Origin of the sequence: Streptomyces sichuanensis, from assembly GCF_020328095.1 — a bacterium.
Taxonomy (GTDB): Bacteria; Actinomycetota; Actinomycetes; order Streptomycetales; family Streptomycetaceae; genus Streptomyces; species Streptomyces cinnamoneus.
In genome coordinates this window covers 42,347-58,802 of record NZ_JAIXMK010000069.1, presented here as the reverse complement: position 1 = coordinate 58,802, position 16,456 = coordinate 42,347, and the positions used below count along the sequence as shown (strand labels likewise).

18 protein-coding genes are annotated in these 16,456 nt (G+C 72.1%); 10 read left to right on the top strand and 8 right to left on the bottom strand.

Features of this window, described 5'->3' with window-relative positions; genetic code table 11:
- On the bottom strand, nucleotides 1-3,852 hold a 3,852-nt coding region (scy, locus tag LE181_RS20240; protein WP_263869205.1), incomplete at its 3' end, for a polarized growth protein Scy.
- A gap of 163 nt (nucleotides 3,853-4,015) precedes the next feature.
- Complete coding sequence (gene mce, locus LE181_RS20235) at nucleotides 4,016-4,456, bottom strand: methylmalonyl-CoA epimerase (protein WP_190109830.1); 441 nt, start codon at nucleotides 4,454-4,456, stop codon at nucleotides 4,016-4,018.
- Between the two features lie 139 nt (nucleotides 4,457-4,595).
- Between mce and LE181_RS20230 the strand changes: the two genes are divergently transcribed.
- Both LE181_RS20230 and meaB read left to right on the top strand, forming a co-directional pair.
- The gene (locus LE181_RS20230; RefSeq protein ID WP_225662724.1) at nucleotides 4,596-5,807 is read left to right on the top strand and encodes an acetyl-CoA C-acetyltransferase; all 1,212 of its coding nucleotides are present in this window, start codon (nucleotides 4,596-4,598) and stop codon (nucleotides 5,805-5,807) included.
- 52 nt (nucleotides 5,808-5,859) lie between these two features.
- Nucleotides 5,860-6,819 (top strand): methylmalonyl Co-A mutase-associated GTPase MeaB, encoded by a 960-nt coding sequence (gene meaB, locus LE181_RS20225; protein ID WP_225662723.1) that lies wholly within the window; start codon nucleotides 5,860-5,862, stop codon nucleotides 6,817-6,819.
- 51 nt (nucleotides 6,820-6,870) lie between these two features.
- On the opposite strand, the gene LE181_RS20220 is transcribed toward meaB, so the two are convergent.
- The 5 genes from LE181_RS20220 to LE181_RS20200 form a co-directional block, all read right to left on the bottom strand.
- Entirely contained in the window at nucleotides 6,871-7,356 is a 486-nt protein-coding gene (locus LE181_RS20220) for an RICIN domain-containing protein (RefSeq protein ID WP_225662722.1), read from the bottom strand.
- A 404-nt stretch (nucleotides 7,357-7,760) separates the two neighbouring features.
- Nucleotides 7,761-8,237, bottom strand: a complete 477-nt coding sequence (locus tag LE181_RS20215; protein WP_225662721.1) for a MarR family winged helix-turn-helix transcriptional regulator — start codon at nucleotides 8,235-8,237, stop codon at nucleotides 7,761-7,763.
- A 109-nt stretch (nucleotides 8,238-8,346) separates the two neighbouring features.
- Nucleotides 8,347-9,114 (bottom strand): AIM24 family protein, encoded by a 768-nt coding sequence (locus LE181_RS20210; protein ID WP_225662720.1) that lies wholly within the window; start codon nucleotides 9,112-9,114, stop codon nucleotides 8,347-8,349.
- Nucleotides 9,111-9,761, bottom strand: a complete 651-nt coding sequence (locus LE181_RS20205) for an AIM24 family protein (RefSeq protein ID WP_225662719.1) — start codon at nucleotides 9,759-9,761, stop codon at nucleotides 9,111-9,113. The genes LE181_RS20210 and LE181_RS20205 overlap by 4 nt, the downstream gene beginning before the upstream one ends.
- Nucleotides 9,762-10,400, bottom strand: a complete 639-nt coding sequence (locus LE181_RS20200; protein WP_225662718.1) for an AIM24 family protein — start codon at nucleotides 10,398-10,400, stop codon at nucleotides 9,762-9,764. It lies immediately after the preceding gene.
- Nucleotides 10,401-10,572: 172 nt separating this feature from the next.
- Between LE181_RS20200 and LE181_RS20195 the strand changes: the two genes are divergently transcribed.
- From LE181_RS20195 to LE181_RS20160, 8 genes are all read left to right on the top strand, one after another.
- Complete coding sequence (locus LE181_RS20195) at nucleotides 10,573-10,917, top strand: DUF3817 domain-containing protein (protein WP_225662717.1); 345 nt, start codon at nucleotides 10,573-10,575, stop codon at nucleotides 10,915-10,917.
- Nucleotides 10,914-11,210, top strand: a complete 297-nt coding sequence (locus tag LE181_RS20190) for an MTH1187 family thiamine-binding protein (protein WP_190109839.1) — start codon at nucleotides 10,914-10,916, stop codon at nucleotides 11,208-11,210. Before LE181_RS20195 ends, LE181_RS20190 begins: the two co-directional genes overlap by 4 nt.
- A gap of 151 nt (nucleotides 11,211-11,361) precedes the next feature.
- Complete coding sequence (locus LE181_RS20185) at nucleotides 11,362-11,712, top strand: hypothetical protein (RefSeq protein WP_225662716.1); 351 nt, start codon at nucleotides 11,362-11,364, stop codon at nucleotides 11,710-11,712.
- Between the two features lie 76 nt (nucleotides 11,713-11,788).
- Nucleotides 11,789-12,310, top strand: coding sequence for a MarR family winged helix-turn-helix transcriptional regulator (locus tag LE181_RS20180; RefSeq protein WP_225662715.1), 522 nt, complete (start codon nucleotides 11,789-11,791; stop codon nucleotides 12,308-12,310).
- A 55-nt stretch (nucleotides 12,311-12,365) separates the two neighbouring features.
- Nucleotides 12,366-12,701 carry a DUF3817 domain-containing protein gene (locus tag LE181_RS20175; protein WP_225662714.1) on the top strand — a complete coding sequence of 112 codons (336 nt, stop codon included), beginning with the start codon at nucleotides 12,366-12,368 and terminating at the stop codon, nucleotides 12,699-12,701.
- 131 nt (nucleotides 12,702-12,832) lie between these two features.
- Nucleotides 12,833-14,533 carry a coenzyme B12-dependent isobutyryl-CoA mutase large subunit gene (icmA, locus tag LE181_RS20170; RefSeq protein WP_225662713.1) on the top strand — a complete coding sequence of 567 codons (1,701 nt, stop codon included), beginning with the start codon at nucleotides 12,833-12,835 and terminating at the stop codon, nucleotides 14,531-14,533.
- Between the two features lie 261 nt (nucleotides 14,534-14,794).
- Complete coding sequence (locus LE181_RS20165; protein WP_225662727.1) at nucleotides 14,795-15,577, top strand: helix-turn-helix domain-containing protein; 783 nt, start codon at nucleotides 14,795-14,797, stop codon at nucleotides 15,575-15,577.
- Nucleotides 15,574-15,759: a DUF397 domain-containing protein gene (locus LE181_RS20160; protein WP_225662712.1), complete on the top strand. Its 186-nt coding sequence runs from the start codon at nucleotides 15,574-15,576 to the stop codon at nucleotides 15,757-15,759. The genes LE181_RS20165 and LE181_RS20160 overlap by 4 nt, the downstream gene beginning before the upstream one ends.
- Here the strand turns inward: LE181_RS20160 and LE181_RS20155 are convergent.
- The gene (locus LE181_RS20155) at nucleotides 15,741-16,415 is read right to left on the bottom strand and encodes a TetR/AcrR family transcriptional regulator (protein ID WP_225662711.1); all 675 of its coding nucleotides are present in this window, start codon (nucleotides 16,413-16,415) and stop codon (nucleotides 15,741-15,743) included. The two genes, LE181_RS20160 and LE181_RS20155, sit on opposite strands and share 19 nt — an antisense overlap.
- Between the last annotated feature and the right edge of the window lie 41 nt (nucleotides 16,416-16,456).

Sequence of the window (16,456 nt, the reverse complement as noted above, 5' to 3'; positions counted from 1 at the left end):
CGCGGCGGCCTCCGCCCGGTGGGCGTCGGCGGCCTCGCGGGCCTCCTCGACCGTGCGGGCGGCCTCGGCCGCCATCTTCTCGGCCTCGGCCGTCGCCTTCGCGATCAGCTTGTCGGCCTGCTCGGCGGCCTCGGCCCGGCGGGCGTTCGCCGCCTCACGGGCCTTGTCCACGATGCGGTCGGCGTCGTCCTGCGCGGAGGACGTCAGCTCGGCCGCCTCGGCCACGATGCGGTCGGCCTCCGCCCGGCCCTCGCCACGGATCTTGTTCGCGTCCTCACGGGCCTCGGCCCGCGTGCGCGCCGCGTCCTGCTCGGCCGACGCCAGCGCGTCGGAGGCGTCCGTCCGCATCTGCTGCGCCTTGGCGGACGCGTCCGCCACCAGCCGCTCGGCCTCGGCCGTCGCCTTCGCGAGCACGGCGTCCGCCTGCTCGTCCGCCGTGGCCTTCTTCTCGGCGGCCGCGGCCCGCAGCCGCTCCGCCTCCTCGCCGGCCTCGGCCAGCACGCGCCCGGCCGTCGCCTCGGCCTCCGCCCGGTGGGCGTCGGCGGCCTCGCGGGCCTCCTCGACCGTGCGGGCGGCCTCGGCCGCCATCTTCTCGGCCTCGGTCGTCGCCTCGGTGATCAGCTCGTCGGCCTGCTGAGCCGCCTCCGCGCGCCGTGCGTTGGCCGACTCGCGCGCCTCGTCGACGGTGCGCGCCGCCTCGGCCCGCAGCCGCTCGGCGTCCGCCTCGGCCTCGGCCCGGTGGGCGTCGGCCGCAGCACGCGCCTGCTCCTCGAAACGGGCCGCCTCCGCCCGGGCGGCCTCCACCATCTCGGCCGCCTCGGCGATCAGCCGGTCCGCGTCCGCCGACGCCTCGGCCCGGTGACCGTCGGCGGCCTCGCGCGCCTCGGCCACCGTGCGGGCGGCCTCGGCCGCCATCTTCTCGGCCTCGGCCGTCGCCTGCGCGATCAGCTCGTCCGCCTGCTGGGCCGCCTCCGCACGCCGCGTGCCCGCGTCCTCGCGCGCCTCGTCCAGCACCCGGGCCGCCTCGGCCCGCAGCCGCTCGGCGTCCGCCTCGGCCTCCGCACGACGGGCGTCGGCGGCCTCGCGGGCCTCCTCGACCGTGCGGGCGGCCTCGGCCCGCAGCCGCTCCGCCTCCTTGGTGCCCTCGGCGATCAGCTCGTCGGCCTGCGCGGCCGCCTCCGCACGGCGGGCGTTGGCCGCCTCACGGGCCTCGTCCAGCACGCGGGCCGCCTCGGCCTCCACGCCCTCCGCCTCGGAGATCGCCTCCGCGACCGTACGCTCCGCCAGCTCCTGGGCGGCGTCCGTCGCGGCCTTGGCCTCCGACCGGAGCCGGGCGGCGTCCTCCTCGGCCCGCTCGCGCTCGGCATAGGCGTCGGCACGGACGCGGTCCGCCTCGATCTGGGCGTCGGTGACCGTGCGCTCGGCGTTGTGCTCGGCGGCCGAACGCAGCCCCGCGATCTCCTCCTCGGCCTGCTCGTGCAGGCCCGCGACGGCGTCCCGCACCTGCTGCGCGGTCTGCTCGGCGGCGGCCACGAGCTCACTCGCCCGCTGCTCCGCCTCCTCGACCAGGCGCCGGCCCTCCTCCTGCGCCTCCGCGACCCGCTTGCGCGCCGACGCCAGCAGCTCCTCGCTCTGCTCGCGCGCCGCCTCGCGCTCGGCCTGCGCCTCCGTACGGGCGTCACCGAGCAGCTCCTCGGCCTCACGGCGGCGCCGCGCGGCCTCCTCCTGCGCGGCGGCCAGCGCCTCGGCGGCCTCGACGGCCGTCCGCTCGGCGGCGGCGTTCGCCTCCGCCCGCACCCGGTCGGCGCTCTCCTGCGCCTCCGTGCGCAGTCGCTCGGCCTCCTCCTCGGCCTCGCCCAGCAGCCGCGCGAGCGTGGCCTCGCCCTCGGCACGCGCCTCCGACGCCTCCGCGGCCGCCTCGGTGCGCAGCCGCTCGGCCTCCTCCTCGGCCGCGGCCTGCAGCGTGCGGATCCGCTCGGCGGACTCCGTGCGCTGCCGCTCGCTCTCCTCGGCCGCCTCGCGGCGCAGCCGCTCGGCCTCCGCGCGGGCCTCGCGCAGCGCCGTCTCGGCGGCCTCCACGCGCTGCCCGGCCTCGTCGCGCAGCCGCTCCAGCTCCGCCGCGGCCTCCTGCGTACGCGCCTCGGCGGCCCGCTCGGCCTCCTCGCGCAGCGCACGGGCCGCCTCGGCGGCCTCCGAACGGACCCGCTCCGCGTGGTCCTCGGCCTCCTCGGCCATCTCCTCGGCCTCGGTGCGGGCCCGCTCCAGGGCCTCCTCGGCCTGCTTGCGCAGCGTCGCCGCGCGCTCGGCGGCCTCCGTCCGCAGGCGCTCGCTCTCCGCGCTCGCGCCGCTGCGGGTCTCCTCGGCGTCGGCCTTCGCCTTGGCCAGGAGCTCCTCGGCGGTGCTGGCCGCCTCCTCGATCTGCTGGACCGCCTCCCGGCGGGCCTCGCCACGGATCCGCTCGCCCTCGGCGACGGCCTCCGCCCGCAGCTGCTCGGCCTCGCCGCGCAGCCGGCGCGCCTCCTCCTGGAGCTCGACGGTCTTCGCGCGGTACTCCGCGGTGTCGTCCTTGGCCTCGCCCTTGAGCTGCTCGGCGGTGTCCGCCGCCTGCGCCCGCAGCCGCTCGGCCTCCGCCTCGGCCTCCCGGCGGATGCGCTCCGCCTCGGCCGCGGCGGCCTTGGTGGTGGCCTGGGCGTCCTCCGACGCCTTGGCCAGCACCTCCTCGGCCGTACGGGCGGCCTTGGCGAGGGCGGCGGCGGAGTCCTCGGCGACGGCGCTGCGCGCCTCCGCGGCCGCCTCGGCCCGCAGCCGCTCGGCCTCGGCGACGGCGTCGGCCCGCAGCTGCTCGGCCTCGGCGCGCAGCGCCTCGGCCTCCTTGGTGGCCTCGCTCACCAGCCGGGCGATCTCCGCCCTGGCCGTACGGGTGCGCTGCTCGTTGTCCGACTCGGCGGCGGTCAGCCGCCGCGTGGCGGCCTCCTTCGCCTCGGCGACCAGCTTCTCCGCCTCGGCCCGCGCCTCGCGCAGGGCCGCGTCGGCCTCCTGCACGCGCGCCTCGGCCGTGCGCGTCATCTCGGCGGCGGCCGTACGGGCCTGGTCGGACTCGGCACTGGTGGCCGAGCGCAGCTGCTCGGCGTGGTCGGTGGCCTCCTGCGCCTGCGTGGAGGCGGCGGTCAGCAGCCGCTCGGCGTCCGTGCGCGCCCGGCGCAGGATCGCTTCGGCTTCCGCACGGGCCTCCTCGGCGGCGGCCCCGAGCCGGCCGCTGGCCTGCTCGGTCAGCCGCTGGGCCTCCGCACGCGCGGCGGCTAGGGCCTGCTCGGCCTCGGCCCGCGACTCCTCCAGCAGCCGGCGGGCCTGGGACTCCGTGCGCGCCCGCAGCTGCTCGGCCCAGGCGACGTTCTCGTTGACGTGCGACTCGACGGTGCGGCGGCGCTCGTTGAGCTCCTCGTCCAGCCGCTGCCGGCGGGCCACCGCCTCGGCGTGCAGCTCCGCCTCCATGCGGGCCTGCTGCTCCGCCTGCTCCTGCAGCAGCCGCTGCGTCTGGGCGCGCGCCTCGCGCACCTCGCGCTCGGCGTCGCTGCGCAGCTGTTCTGCCTGGATCTGGGCATTGCGGAGGAGTTGTTCCGCCTGGTACCCGATGTCCGCCGAGTCATAGGCGGGACGGTGGGCGAGGGTGCGGCGCGCCTCGTGGAGCTTGGCGCGCAACACCTCGACCTGGTAGCCGAGGTCGTCGGCGTGCTGGACAGCCTTTTCCCGCTCGGTCTTCAGCCGCTTCATCTCGGCCTCGAACTTCGAGAGGTGGTCGGCTTCCTCCAGCTGACTCTCCTGGCGCTCGTAGCCCCGCACAGCGCGGTCCATCCGTCCCCTGGTCGCGTCGGCGGCCGGCCCCGTACTGCGTCGGTGGTGGAACCCGGAGCCCGCCCTTCCGAAGAAATGGTGTCAGATCATCGGTACAGCCCGGTCCGGGGGCCACCCGGTACCCCGGCCGAACCTGCACTCTACCGGCCGGGGGAGGGGTGGGTCAGTGCTCCGCCGTCCCATCGGGCGCGGAGGTGACCAGTTCCGTCAGTACGCCGTGACAGTCCTTCGGGTGCAGGAAGGTGATGCGCGAGCCCATGGAACCGCGCCGCGGCTCGTCGTAGAGCACCCGCACGCCCTTCTCCCGGACGGCCTCGGCGTCACCGTCGACGTCGGCCGTACCGAACGCGATGTGGTGAACGCCCTCGCCGTTCTTCGCCAGCCACTTGCCCACCGCGGAGTCCTCGCGGGTGGGCTCCAGCAGCTGCAGGTAGGACGCCCCGCCGTCGGAGGTCCCGTTGATCCTCAGCATGGCCTCGCGGACGCCCTGCTCCTCGTTGACCTCGGTGTGGAACACCTCGAATCCGTACGTGGCACGGTAGAACTCGACAGTGCGGTCGAGGTCGAAGCAGGCGATCCCGATGTGGTCGATGCGCGTCAGCATGGCTCCAGTGCACCGCCGCCAGGGGTGGTTACGCAACGTGCGCGCGATCACACCGTCGGCCCGGTGACCGGGTGCCGTACCGCTCAGTACATTGACGGGAACCGTCGTTAACATCCCTCCGCTCGAAGGGGCCGCGCCCATGTCTGGTACGAACGGGAACAACCGCCGCACTTCCGTCATCGTCGCGGGCGCCCGTACGCCCATGGGCCGCCTGCTGGGCTCGCTGCGCAGCTTCTCCGGCGCCGACCTGGGCGGCGTGGCCATCAAGGCGGCGCTGGACCGGGCCGGCATCGGCGGCGACCAGGTGCAGTACGTGATCATGGGTCAGGTCCTGCAGGCCGGCGCCGGGCAGATCCCCGCCCGCCAGGCCGCCGTCAAGGCCGGCATCCCCATGAACGTCCCGGCGCTGACCGTCAACAAGGTCTGCCTGTCCGGCCTCGACGCCATCGCCCTGGCCGACCAGCTCATCCGCGCGGGTGAGTTCGACGTGGTCGTGGCCGGCGGCCAGGAGTCGATGACCAACGCCCCGCACCTGCTGCCCAAGTCCCGCGAGGGCTTCAAGTACGGCGCGATCGGGATGCTCGACTCCATGGCGCACGACGGCCTGACGGACTCCTTCGAGAACATCGCGATGGGCGAGTCCACCGAGAAGCACAACACCCGCCTGGGCATCCGCCGCCCCGAGCAGGACGAGATCGCCGCCCTCTCCCACCAGCGGGCCGCCGCCGCCCAGAAGAACGGCCTGTTCGAGGCCGAGATCACCCCCGTGGAGATCCCGCAGCGCAAGGGCGAGCCGGTCGTCTTCAGCAAGGACGAGGGCATCCGCGCCGAGACCACGGTGGAGAGCCTGGGCAAGCTGCGGCCCGCGTTCGCCAAGGACGGCACGATCACGGCGGGCACGTCCTCGCAGATTTCCGACGGCGCCGCCGCGGTGGTCGTGATGAGCAAGGCCAAGGCCGAGGAGCTGGGCCTCGCCTGGATCGCCGAGATCGGCGCCCACGGCAACGTGGCCGGCCCCGACAACTCCCTGCAGTCCCAGCCGTCCAACGCCATACGGCACGCGCTGGGCAAGGAGGGGCTGGGCGTCGAGGACCTCGACCTGATCGAGATCAACGAGGCATTCGCCGCCGTTTCGGTGCAGTCAATGAAGGATCTGGGCGTATCGCCGGAAAAGGTGAACGTCAACGGCGGTGCCATCGCGCTCGGTCACCCCATCGGCATGTCCGGCGCCCGCATCGTGCTGCACCTGGCCCTGGAGCTGAAGCGGCGCGGCGGCGGCGTCGGCGCGGCCGCCCTGTGCGGTGGCGGCGGCCAGGGCGACGCCCTGATCATCCGCGTACCGGGCAACTGACGCCGGACGGGCCCTTTCGGAACGCATCGGATCGCATCGGATCGGAGCAGCCATGACGGACGTCCCCTCTCTGGTCGAGCAGGCGCGGGCGGGCCGGCCGCGTGCCGTGGCCCGGCTGATCTCACTGGTGGAGGGGGCGTCCCCGCAGCTGCGCGAGGTGATGGCCGCACTCGCCCCGCTGACGGGCAATGCGTACGTCGTAGGGCTCACCGGCTCGCCGGGCGTCGGCAAGTCCACGTCGACCTCGCAGCTGGTGAGCGCGTACCGCCGCGCGGGCAAGCGGGTGGGGGTGCTCGCCGTCGACCCGTCCTCGCCGTTCTCCGGGGGCGCGCTGCTCGGTGACCGGGTGCGGATGTCCGAGCACGCGTCGGACCCGGGCGTCTACATCCGTTCCATGGCCACCCGCGGCCACCTGGGCGGCCTGGCGTGGGCGGCCCCGCAGGCGATCCGGGTGCTGGACGCGGCGGGCTGCGACGTGGTGCTGGTGGAGACGGTCGGCGTCGGGCAGTCGGAGGTCGAGATCGCCTCCCAGGCCGACACGAGCGTGGTGCTGCTCGCCCCCGGAATGGGCGACGGCATCCAGGCCGCCAAGGCCGGGATCCTGGAGATCGGCGACGTCTACGTCGTGAACAAGGCCGACCGCGACGGCGCCGACGCCACGGCCCGCGAGCTCAACCACATGCTGGGCCTGGGCGAGGCCCGCGGCCCCGGCGACTGGCGGCCCCCGATCGTGAAGACGGTGGCGGCGCGCGGCGAGGGCACGGACGAGGTCGTCGAGGCGCTGGAGAAGCACCGGGCGTGGATGGAGGAGCGGGGCGTCCTGGCGGAGCGGCGCCGCAGCCGCGCGGCCCGCGAGGTGGAGACCATCGCCGTCACGGCTTTGCGGGAGCGCATCGGCGATCTGCGGGGCGACCGGCGGCTCGCCGCACTGGCGGAGCGGGTCGTGGGCGGTTCGCTGGATCCGTACGCCGCGGCGGACGAATTGGTTGCGGGCTTGACGGAACGGGCATGAGAAAAGCGATGAGCCCGGCGAATGACGGTCGCCGGGCTCATGTCCTACGGGTTACTTGATGTAGAGACCCCAGGTCTGGGCGGCCCTGCCCGAGCCCTTGGCCTCGATCGTCACGGGCCGGTCGAGGCCGTGCGCCTGGAGCACCTCGCCCCGGAACTTCCGGCTCTCGATGACGGTGTTGTCCGAGCGCGTGTCCAGCAGCCAGCGCTGTGCGAGGTTCCCGCTGTTGCAGGGGCTCTGCGTGATCTTCTGGCCGCGGCCGGTGGCGGCCAGGCACCTGCCGAAGTGGGTGCCGCGGATCGTGTAGGAGCCGTCCTCCAGCTGGGTCAGCTGGAAGGTCTGCCAGGAGTGCCGGGCGTCGCGGGTCAGCACGTCGTAGCCGTTGTACTCGTCGAGGTTGGTGTCGTCGCTGTACACCTGGATCGACGTGGTGATCGGTGCCTGCACCGCCGCGTCGGCCGACGCGGGCGCGGCGGCGATGCCCGCCAGGGCGCCGGCGGCCACGAGGCCGAGCGCGAGCTTTCTCGTTCTCGCCATGGTGTTTTCCCTTTCCGATCGTCGGGCTTTTCGACGATCGGAAAGCTATGTGCTGGCCGGGGCGGGGAACCAGGGGTGTTCGGGTCATATGCCGAGTAAAAGGTAGGGAATTCAACCCGTCTGCCATTCGCGCAGACGCGGCCCCTTCGCAAGCCGTCGAAACGGCCGCCTGCCGACTGGCGGCAATGCGGCGGTGCGGCCTGGGGTGTTGCCGGACGGGAGGCCGCCGCGCCGTGCGGGACCCATGGGTTACGGACATTGCGGCTGCGAACTGTGGTGGGCCGTGCGGCCCGATCGTGCCGGGGTGGGGGTGGCCGGATGCCGCGAGGGGAGCCGGGATGGAAAACGGGAGGTTCGCGCCGTGGCAGCGCGAACCTCCCGGTGCGGGGACGGGGCGGGCGGGGTCAGGCGCGGCCCCGCATCGTGCGCAGGTGCTTGGCCACGGGGGCCAGGGACTCGTGGAGGGCCTTGAGGTCCTCCGCGGACAGCAGGTCGATGAAGTGCTCGCGCACCGAGGCCACATGGTGCGGGGCGACCTTGCGCATGGTCTCCCACCCCTGCTCGGTCAGGACCGCGAAGAGGCCGCGGCGGTCGGACTCGCAGTTCTCCCGGCGGACGAGCCCGGCGTTCTCCATGCGCGTGATCTGGTGCGACAGGCGGCTCTTGGACTGCAGGGTGGCGGTGGCGAGGTCGCTCATCCGCATGCGGTGGCCGTCCGACTCCGAGAGGTTGACGAGGATCTCGTAGTCGTTGTTGGTGAGGCCGAACGGCTGGAGGTCCCGTTCGAGCTGGTGCATCAGCAGCCGGCTCACGTCCAGGTGGGCGCGCCAGGTGGCCTGTTCCTCGTCGCTGAGCCAGCGAGTGCCGTTCTCGGTGTCCATGAATGGATTCTACCTAAGAAGTTGAAATGTTAACTAATGGCGGACGGGCTGGTCGGACCGGTCGGAAAGAAAGGTCATGCGTTCGACGTCACACTCTGCAGGGTACCGCTCACAGCCCGAAGCGGCGCTGGAGGTCGCCGAGCTGGCCGGGCAGACGGGGCGTCATTGGCTGATTTCCGGCGCTACCCTGCGGAACCCCCGCCTCCTGGGGCGGGCCCTCGCCCGTGGCGATCTCCGCCATCAGCTGCTCGGTGGACTGCAGCAGCACCGTCCCGGCCCCGACGAACTCGAACTGGTGCTCCTCGCCCGACACGCCGCCCAGCCCCGTCAGCCTCCGCACGCCGCCCATGACGCCGCGCAGGTACTGGTGGTCGTAGTGATGGCAGGGCGACGGGCAGTCCGCCCAGCCCACCAGCGCCTGCGGGTCCACCCGGATGGGCGGCTCGACGAAGACGACCGGCCCGTTCGAGGCGGCCACGAACTTGCCCGTGCCGATGAGGGTGAGGAAGCCCGGAACGATCGACTGCTTGAGCGAGAGCGACGGCTCGAAGGCCAGCAGGTTGCCCGAGCGCACCGTCAGGTTGCCGTCCTCCAGGTCGTAGGAGTTGACGTCGAACGAGCGGTCCGCGAGCAGCATCTTGCCCTGCCCCTCGGCCACCACCCAGTCCGCGGCGTGCAGCGGGGAGTGGAAGCTGCCGGAGATCAGCCGGTCGAGCGGCCCGTGGCCGATGCCGTGGAAGTCGATCCGCCCGTAGTAGGCGATCATCTTCCCCTTCTGCAGGAACCACTGGCCCTTGAGGTCCACGCTGAACGCGTACGGGTTGACGTTGTCGTTGCTCGGGAGCGTGGTCGCGTCATGGGTGACCGGGCCGTTCACAGCTTCTCCTCCGACGCCTGTACGTACACCGTGCCGGTGCCCGAGAGTTCGAGACGGAACGCCTCGCCACTGCCGCGGCCGACGACCTCGCGCCAGCCGAGGGCGGCCGTCAGCTTGTTGCGGACGTCGCCCCGGTGGGCGACGTACGCCTGCGGATCGACGGTGACGGGCCGCTGCGGGGTGATCGGCAGCTCGATGAAGCCGCCGTGCGCCATCACGGCCACCGCGCCGTGCCCCTTGAGGGTCGTGGTGAACAGGCCCTGGCCGGTGACCTGGCCGCGCACCATGCCCATCACGCCCCCCTGGGAGCCCATGAACATCGTCCCCTGCTGCAGTGTTCCGTCGAACGCCAGCAGCCGGTCGGCCTCCACGTACAGCGTGTCGCCCGACAGCTCGATCACGTGGACGTGATGGCCGCCGTGGCCGAACATCACCGTGCCGCTGCCCTCCACGGTCATCAGCGGCGTGGCCTCGTTGGCGATCCGCCTGCCGATCATCCCCATGACGCCGCCCTGCCCGCCCGTGATGCTGGGCGTGAAGGAGACGTCGCCCTTGTAGGCGAGCATCGCCCCGCGCTGACTGAACAGCCGCTGCCCCGGAACCACCTGGGCCTCGACCATGCGCGAATTGAGAAGCCGGAACGGCATCTAGATCTCACCCCCGACGGTGTTGCGCTCACTGGGCTGCACGTACACGAGCCCCTCGCCCTCGAAGCGGATCTGGAACGCCTCGCCCGAGCCCTCGCCGATGAAGGTCCGGAAGTTCACCCCCGACTGGAAGTGCTGCTTGAGCCGCCCGGTGTGCGCGATGTACGCACCCGGGTCCACCTGCAGCGGCATCTGCGGGGTCACCCGCAGCACGATCGCCGTGCCGTCCGAGAGGATCGCGGCCTGGCCGGAGCCCTCGACGGTGGTGGTGAACAGGCCGTTCCCCTGGGAGGCGCCGCGCAGCCCCGTGAAGGTGGTGCCGGTGCGCAGCGCCGAGTCCGTGCACAGCAGGTTGCTGGCCTCCACGTACAGCGTCTCGCCGCGCAGCGTGACCAGGTTGATCTCGCTCGCCCGGTCGGCGAAGTAGCAGGTGCCGTGCCCCTTCACCTCCATCATCTCCATCTGTTCGCCGGTGAGCCGGCGCGTGACCATGCCCCGCAGCCCGTCACCGCCGCCGGTCATCTTCTTGAATGCCATCTCGCCCTCGTACGCGACCATCGACCCGTTCTTGGCCTTGACCGCGTCGCCCGTCATGTCGACGGCGAGGACTTTGCTCCCGTGGAGCCGAAACTGAGCCACGCCCCGACGCTAGCGGGCGGGCCCACGCCTCCGACAGGCCCCGTGGCCCCGGAAACATTCCGGGACAGACCCGGAGCAGGGCCTCGGGGGCGGGGCTGCGACAATGGGGAAGCTTGTGAATGCCATCACAAGCTGTGACCGTCCCGCCACTCGACCGAAGGTGTGCCCCACCGTGGACCTCAAGACCGCCTCCGCCCTGCGCCGGCTCCGCCTGGTCTCCGCCCCGGAGGCCGTTTCCTTCCTGCTGCTGATGATCTGCTCCGTGCTCAAGCGGACCACCGACTTCAACGCGGTGCCCGCGATGGGCGCGATCCACGGCATCCTCTTCATCATCTACGTGATCTTCTGGATCGACGCGTGGAACCAGACGAAGTGGGCCTTCAAGACCGCCGCCCTCTACTTCGTCCTCTCCGTCCTGCCCACCGGCGGTTTCTTCGCCGACCGCATGCTGCGCCGCGAGGCCGAGGCCCACGTCATCGCCGCCCGCGCCCGCAAGGAGAGCGTGGTCAACGCATGATCGTCGCCTTCTCGGTCTCCCCGGTCGGCGTCGGTGAGGACGTCGGCGAGTACGTCGCCGACGCCGTGCGGGTCGTCCGCGAGTCCGGCCTGCCGAACCGCACGGACGCGATGTTCACCTCGGTCGAGGGCGAGTGGGACGAGGTCATGGACGTCGTCAAGCGAGCCGTCGCCGCCGTCGAGGCCCGCTGCGGCCGTGTCTCCCTCGTGCTGAAGGCCGACATCCGCGCGGGCGTCACGGACGGTCTGACCTCCAAGGTCGAGACGGTCGAACGCCACCTCGCGCAGGGGTAGGGCCTCTCCTTCCCCCAAGGGCCCGGCCTGCTCCGGCCACCGCCGGGGCAGGCCGGGCACAGGGCCAGGGCCCGTCGGACGCTCGCCGTGCGGGCCGTCGCCCGCGAGGCCGTACGATCGCGATGATCAACGGACCAGGGAGGGCCGGGAAATGTTCGGCACGGGCAGGAAGCACGCGGACCACGGACTGATCGTGCTGCGCGACTCGCAGGCGGTGGCCGACGCCATCCGCGAGGCGCTCGCCGGCGCGAGCGCGGAGGAGCGGCCGGGGCTGGTGCGCGCCGCCGAGCTGGTCGCCCTGCATGCGGCCCGGCCCGAGCGCGAGGTGCGCGCCGAGTGGACGCGCGGCGTCCTCGCGGCCTCGGGCTTCGACCCCCGCACGCAGGAGCTGCACGCCATCCGCGCCCTGCGCAAGGCCGAGCCGGGGCTGAGCCTCAAGGCGGCGGTGCTGCTCGTCCGGGAGGCCGCGGAGGGGTCCGCTGAGGGGCCCGTGGGGCGCTAGTCCCCGGGGTTCCCGGCCCCGGTCCGATATCCGAGATGGCCCCGGCCGCGATGTGGCCGACGGGTAGGCTCGTGACGTGCCCAAGCCGCTCAGCCTCTCCTTCGACCCCATCGCCCGTGCCGACGAACTCTGGAAGCAGCGCTGGGGATCCGTGCCGTCCATGGCCGCGATCACCTCGATCATGCGCGCCCACCAGATCCTGCTCGGACAGGTGGACGCGGTGGTCAAGCCGTACGGGCTGACGTTCGCGCGGTACGAGGCGCTGGTGCTGCTGACGTTCTCCAAGGCGGGCGAGCTGCCGATGTCGAAGATCGGCGAGCGGCTGATGGTGCACCCCACGTCGGTCACCAACACGGTGGACCGGCTGGTCGCCTCGGGCCTGGTCGCCAAGCGGCCCAATCCCAACGACGGGCGGGGCACGCTCGCCTCGATCACGGAGAAGGGCCGTGAGGTCGTCGAGTCGGCCACGCGCGACCTGATGGCGATGGACTTCGGACTGAGCGCGTACGACGCGGAGGAGTGCGGAGAGATCTTCCGGATGCTGCGGCCGCTGCGGGTGGCCGCCGCCGACTTCGCGGACGAGTCCGCCGACGCGTGAACGCCACGCCGGGGGCGGCGAAGATCGCCCCGGAACGTGCGGTTACGCTCGCTCCATGAAGAAGAGCGTGCTGACCCGCTACCGCGTCCTCGCATACGTCACGGGCGTGCTGCTGGTCCTGCTGACCCTCGGCATGGTCGCCAAGTATCTGCTGGACGTCGACGGCGCTGCCGACTTCACCAAGGTCGTCAGCATCGCCCACGGCTGGCTGTATGTCGTCTACCTCGTCCTGGCCTTCGACCTGGGCTCCAAGGCCAAGTGGCCGTTCGGCAAGCTGGTGTGGGTGCTGATCGCGGGCACGATCCCGACGGCCGCCTTCTTCGTCGAGCGCAAGGTCACCCGCGAGATGGAGCCGCTGCTCGTGGACGAGGCCGAGCCGGTGCGCGCCTGACGCCCAGCACCTCCCCGCGACACCGCCCCGGACACCCCTTGTGTCCGGGGCGTTCTTGCGCGAAAATTTACTAGGACGTCCTACTAAATTTTCTCGGCGCAACGGGGCACGGAGAGGCAGACGAGACCACCATGGACGCAGCATCCATCGAGGCGGGGCGCAACCGCTGGCAGGCCCGGTACGACAAGGCCCGCAAGCGCGACGCCGACTTCACCACCCTCTCCGGCGACGAGGTCGCGCCGCTCTACGGCCCCCGCCCCGGCGACACCTACGAGGGCTTCGAGCGCATCGGCTGGCCCGGCGAGTACCCCTTCACCCGCGGCCTGTACGCGACCGGCTACCGCGGCCGCACCTGGACCATCCGCCAGTTCGCCGGCTTCGGCAACGCCGAGCAGACCAACGAGCGCTACAAGATGATCCTCGCCAACGGCGGCGGCGGTCTCAGCGTGGCCTTCGACATGCCCACCCTCATGGGCCGCGACTCCGACGACGGCCGCTCCCTCGGCGAGGTCGGCCACTGCGGCGTGGCCATCGACTCCGCCGCCGACATGGAGGTCCTCTTCAAGGACATCCCGCTCGGCGACGTCACGACCTCGATGACGATCAGCGGCCCGGCCGTCCCCGTCTTCTGCATGTACCTGGTGGCGGCCGAACGCCAGGGCGTGGACCCGTCGGTCCTCAACGGCACGCTGCAGACCGACATCTTCAAGGAGTACATCGCCCAGAAGGAGTGGCTCTTCCCGCCCGAGCCCCACCTGCGCCTGATCGGCGACCTGATGGAGCACTGCGCCCGTTCCATCCCCGCCTACAAGCCGCTGTCCGTCTCCGGCTACCACATCCGCGAGGCCGGGGCGACGGCCGCGCAGGAGCTCGCCTACACGCTCGCCGACGGCTTCGGCTACGTCGAGCTGGGCCTCTCGCGCGGGCTGGACGTCGACGTCTTCGCCCCCGGCCTGTCCTTCTTCTTCGACGCGCACGTCGACTTCTTCGAGGAGATCGCCAAGTTCCGCGCGGCCCGTCGCATCTGGGCCCGCTGGATGAAGGAGGTCTACGGGGCGAAGACCGACAAGGCCCAGTGGCTGCGCTTCCACACCCAGACCGCCGGCGTCTCGCTCACCGCCCAGCAGCCCTACAACAACGTGGTCCGCACGGCCGTGGAGGCCCTGGCGGCCGTCCTGGGCGGCACCAACTCGCTCCACACCAACGCCCTCGACGAGACCCTCGCTCTCCCCAGCGAGCAGGCCGCGGAGATCGCCCTGCGTACGCAGCAGGTGCTGATGGAGGAGACGGGCGTCGCCAACGTCGCCGACCCGCTGGGCGGCTCCTGGTACGTCGAGCAGCTCACCGACCGGATCGAGGCCGACGCCGAGAAGATCTTCGAGCAGATCAAGGAACGCGGCCTGCGGGCCCACCCCGACGGCAAGCACCCCATCGGCCCCGTCACCTCCGGCATCCTGCGCGGCATCGAGGACGGCTGGTTCACCGGCGAGATCGCCGAGAGCGCCTTCCGCTACCAGCAGTCCCTGGAGAAGGGCGCCAAGCGCGTCGTCGGCGTCAACTGCCACGAGGGCTCGGTGACGGGCGACCTGGAGATCCTCCGCGTCAGCCACGAGGTGGAGCGCGAACAGGTCCGCGTCCTGGCCGCCCGCAAGGCCACCCGCGACGACGCGGCGGTCCGGGCCGCCCTGAACGCCATGCTGACCGCCGCCCGCGACGGCTCCAACATGATCGCCCCCATGCTGGAAGCGGTCCGCGCCGAGGCCACCCTGGGCGAGATCTGCGACGCCCTGAGGGACGAGTGGGGCGTGTACACGGAGCCGGCGGGGTTCTGACGCCCGCTGTCACCACCTCGCGTCAGGGGAGTGGTACGAGCTTGACCACCTCCTCCGGGTCGTGCGCCTGCGGCGTCCGGAGCGTGAATTTGTTCGAAGGTCGGTGTCGTGCTGTCATTTTCCGACTCGGACCTCACTCACATGTGCGACCGGACTTTCGAACCCGGCTCGTACGCAGCTTGCCCGCCCTAGCCTCCCTTGGTACCGACAGAGGTACGGAGAGGGGCGGGCGTCGTGACGAACGAGACCTCCCAGCCGCCGATGGCGTGGCGGCTGTGCGGGAACCAGGTCAAGCTGTGGCGGATGGACGCCGGCGTCAGCCGGGAGGCCCTCGGCCAGGAGGCCGGGTACGGGTACGAGACCGTCAAGTCGATGGAGCAGGGGCGGCGTCGGCCCAGCCAGCGGTTGCTTGAGGTTGCGGACGAGATGTGCGGGGCGAACGGGAAGTTGCTGGCTGCGCGCAATTACCTGCAGCCGGAGCGGTTCGTACCGCGTGTACGGGACTACATGGCTGCCGAAGCGGAAGCCATCGCAGTGCACTGGTACGAAACGGTGCTCATCCCGGGACTGTTGCAGACCGAGGAGTATGCACGAGTGCTGATGGCTCAGCACTGTCCGCCGGTCGACGATGAAACGGTCGAGGAACGCGTCGCTGCCCGGCTGGAGCGGCAGGGGCTCCTGACGAAGGCGACGGTCCTGTTCAGCTTCGTGCTCTACGAAGCCGCCCTGCACACGCTGGTCGGTGGCCGCGAGGCGATGCGCAGGCAACTCGATCACCTGCTGGAGGTGGGGAACGCCCGGAACGTGTCGCTTCAGGTTCTCCCTGCCCGCCAGGGCGTGTACGCCGGGCTCGGAGGACCCTTCGTGCTGCTGGAGAACGCCGAGCTTGAGCGCCACGCCTTTGAGGAAGGGCAAGAGACCGGCGTCCTGCACACGGACCCCGAGAGGATCAGCAACCTCACGAAGCGCCATGCCATGATCCGTATGCAGGCTCTCAGCGCTGAAGAATCGGCAGAGTTCATCAGGAAGTTGGCCGAGGAATGATGCTCCCTGAGCAGACGTGGTTCAAGTCCAGTCATAGCGGTAGCGAGGGCACCGCGTGCGTCGAGGTCGCCCTCACCCCCCACACCGTCCACATACGTGACTCCAAACGCCGGGACGGCCCCCACCTGTCCATACCCGCCCCCGCCTGGGCCGGCTTCCTCGACTACGCGTCGCGCGCCTGATCCCCCGCCGTCGCCACCGCCGCCAGGCCGCCCACCAGCAGCCCCGCGAAGCCCCTCGCCCACTCCGGGTCCACCGGCTCCGCGCTGACCAGGGTGCGGTGGACGACCGCGCCGGCGATCACGTCGAAGATGAGGTCCGCGGTGCGGGCGGCCGCTGTGGGGTCGTCCTCGTGGGGGAGTTCGCCCCGGAGCTGGGCGCGGGTGCGGCCCAGGAGGACGAGGGACTTCTGGCGGTCGACGATCGCCGAGCGGATGCGTTCGCGCAGGGCGTCGTCCCGGGTCGACTCCGCCACCACGGCCATCAGGGCCGTCTTCGTCTCCGGCCGCTCCAGGAGCGCTGCGAACTGCAGGACCACGCCCTCGATGTCGGCCTGCAGGCTGCCGCGGTCCGGGAGTTCCAGGTGTTCGTCGAAGAGAGCCGCGACCGCGTCCACGACCAGTTCGCTCTTGCCCGCCCAGCGGCGGTAGAGGGTGGTCTTGGCGACGCCGGCGCGCGCCGCCACGTCGCCCAGGGTCAGCTTTCCCCAGCCCAGCTCGACCAGCGCCTCGCGCGTCGCGCTGAGGATCGCCCGGTCGGCCGCGGCGCTGCGCGGGCGGCCCGTGCGGGCCGGGCGGTCGCCGCGCGGACCGGGCGCGGGGGAGGGGGCTGCGGTCATGGACTGGACCTTACCGCCGGGTAGCGATACGGGTATGAGCC

Coding starts and splice junctions, on each gene's coding strand:
- mce (WP_190109830.1), bottom strand. CDS start 4,456: ATGCTGACGCGCATCGACCACATCGGGATCGCCTGCTTCGACCTCGAC.
- LE181_RS20230 (WP_225662724.1), top strand. CDS start 4,596: ATGTCTGGTACGAACGGGAACAACCGCCGCACTTCCGTCATCGTCGCG.
- meaB (WP_225662723.1), top strand. CDS start 5,860: ATGACGGACGTCCCCTCTCTGGTCGAGCAGGCGCGGGCGGGCCGGCCG.
- LE181_RS20220 (WP_225662722.1), bottom strand. CDS start 7,356: ATGGCGAGAACGAGAAAGCTCGCGCTCGGCCTCGTGGCCGCCGGCGCC.
- LE181_RS20215 (WP_225662721.1), bottom strand. CDS start 8,237: ATGGACACCGAGAACGGCACTCGCTGGCTCAGCGACGAGGAACAGGCC.
- LE181_RS20205 (WP_225662719.1), bottom strand. CDS start 9,761: ATGCCGTTCCGGCTTCTCAATTCGCGCATGGTCGAGGCCCAGGTGGTT.
- LE181_RS20190 (WP_190109839.1), top strand. CDS start 10,914: ATGATCGTCGCCTTCTCGGTCTCCCCGGTCGGCGTCGGTGAGGACGTC.
- LE181_RS20185 (WP_225662716.1), top strand. CDS start 11,362: ATGTTCGGCACGGGCAGGAAGCACGCGGACCACGGACTGATCGTGCTG.
- LE181_RS20175 (WP_225662714.1), top strand. CDS start 12,366: ATGAAGAAGAGCGTGCTGACCCGCTACCGCGTCCTCGCATACGTCACG.
- icmA (WP_225662713.1), top strand. CDS start 12,833: ATGGACGCAGCATCCATCGAGGCGGGGCGCAACCGCTGGCAGGCCCGG.
- LE181_RS20165 (WP_225662727.1), top strand. CDS start 14,795: ATGGCGTGGCGGCTGTGCGGGAACCAGGTCAAGCTGTGGCGGATGGAC.
- LE181_RS20160 (WP_225662712.1), top strand. CDS start 15,574: ATGATGCTCCCTGAGCAGACGTGGTTCAAGTCCAGTCATAGCGGTAGC.
- LE181_RS20155 (WP_225662711.1), bottom strand. CDS start 16,415: ATGACCGCAGCCCCCTCCCCCGCGCCCGGTCCGCGCGGCGACCGCCCG.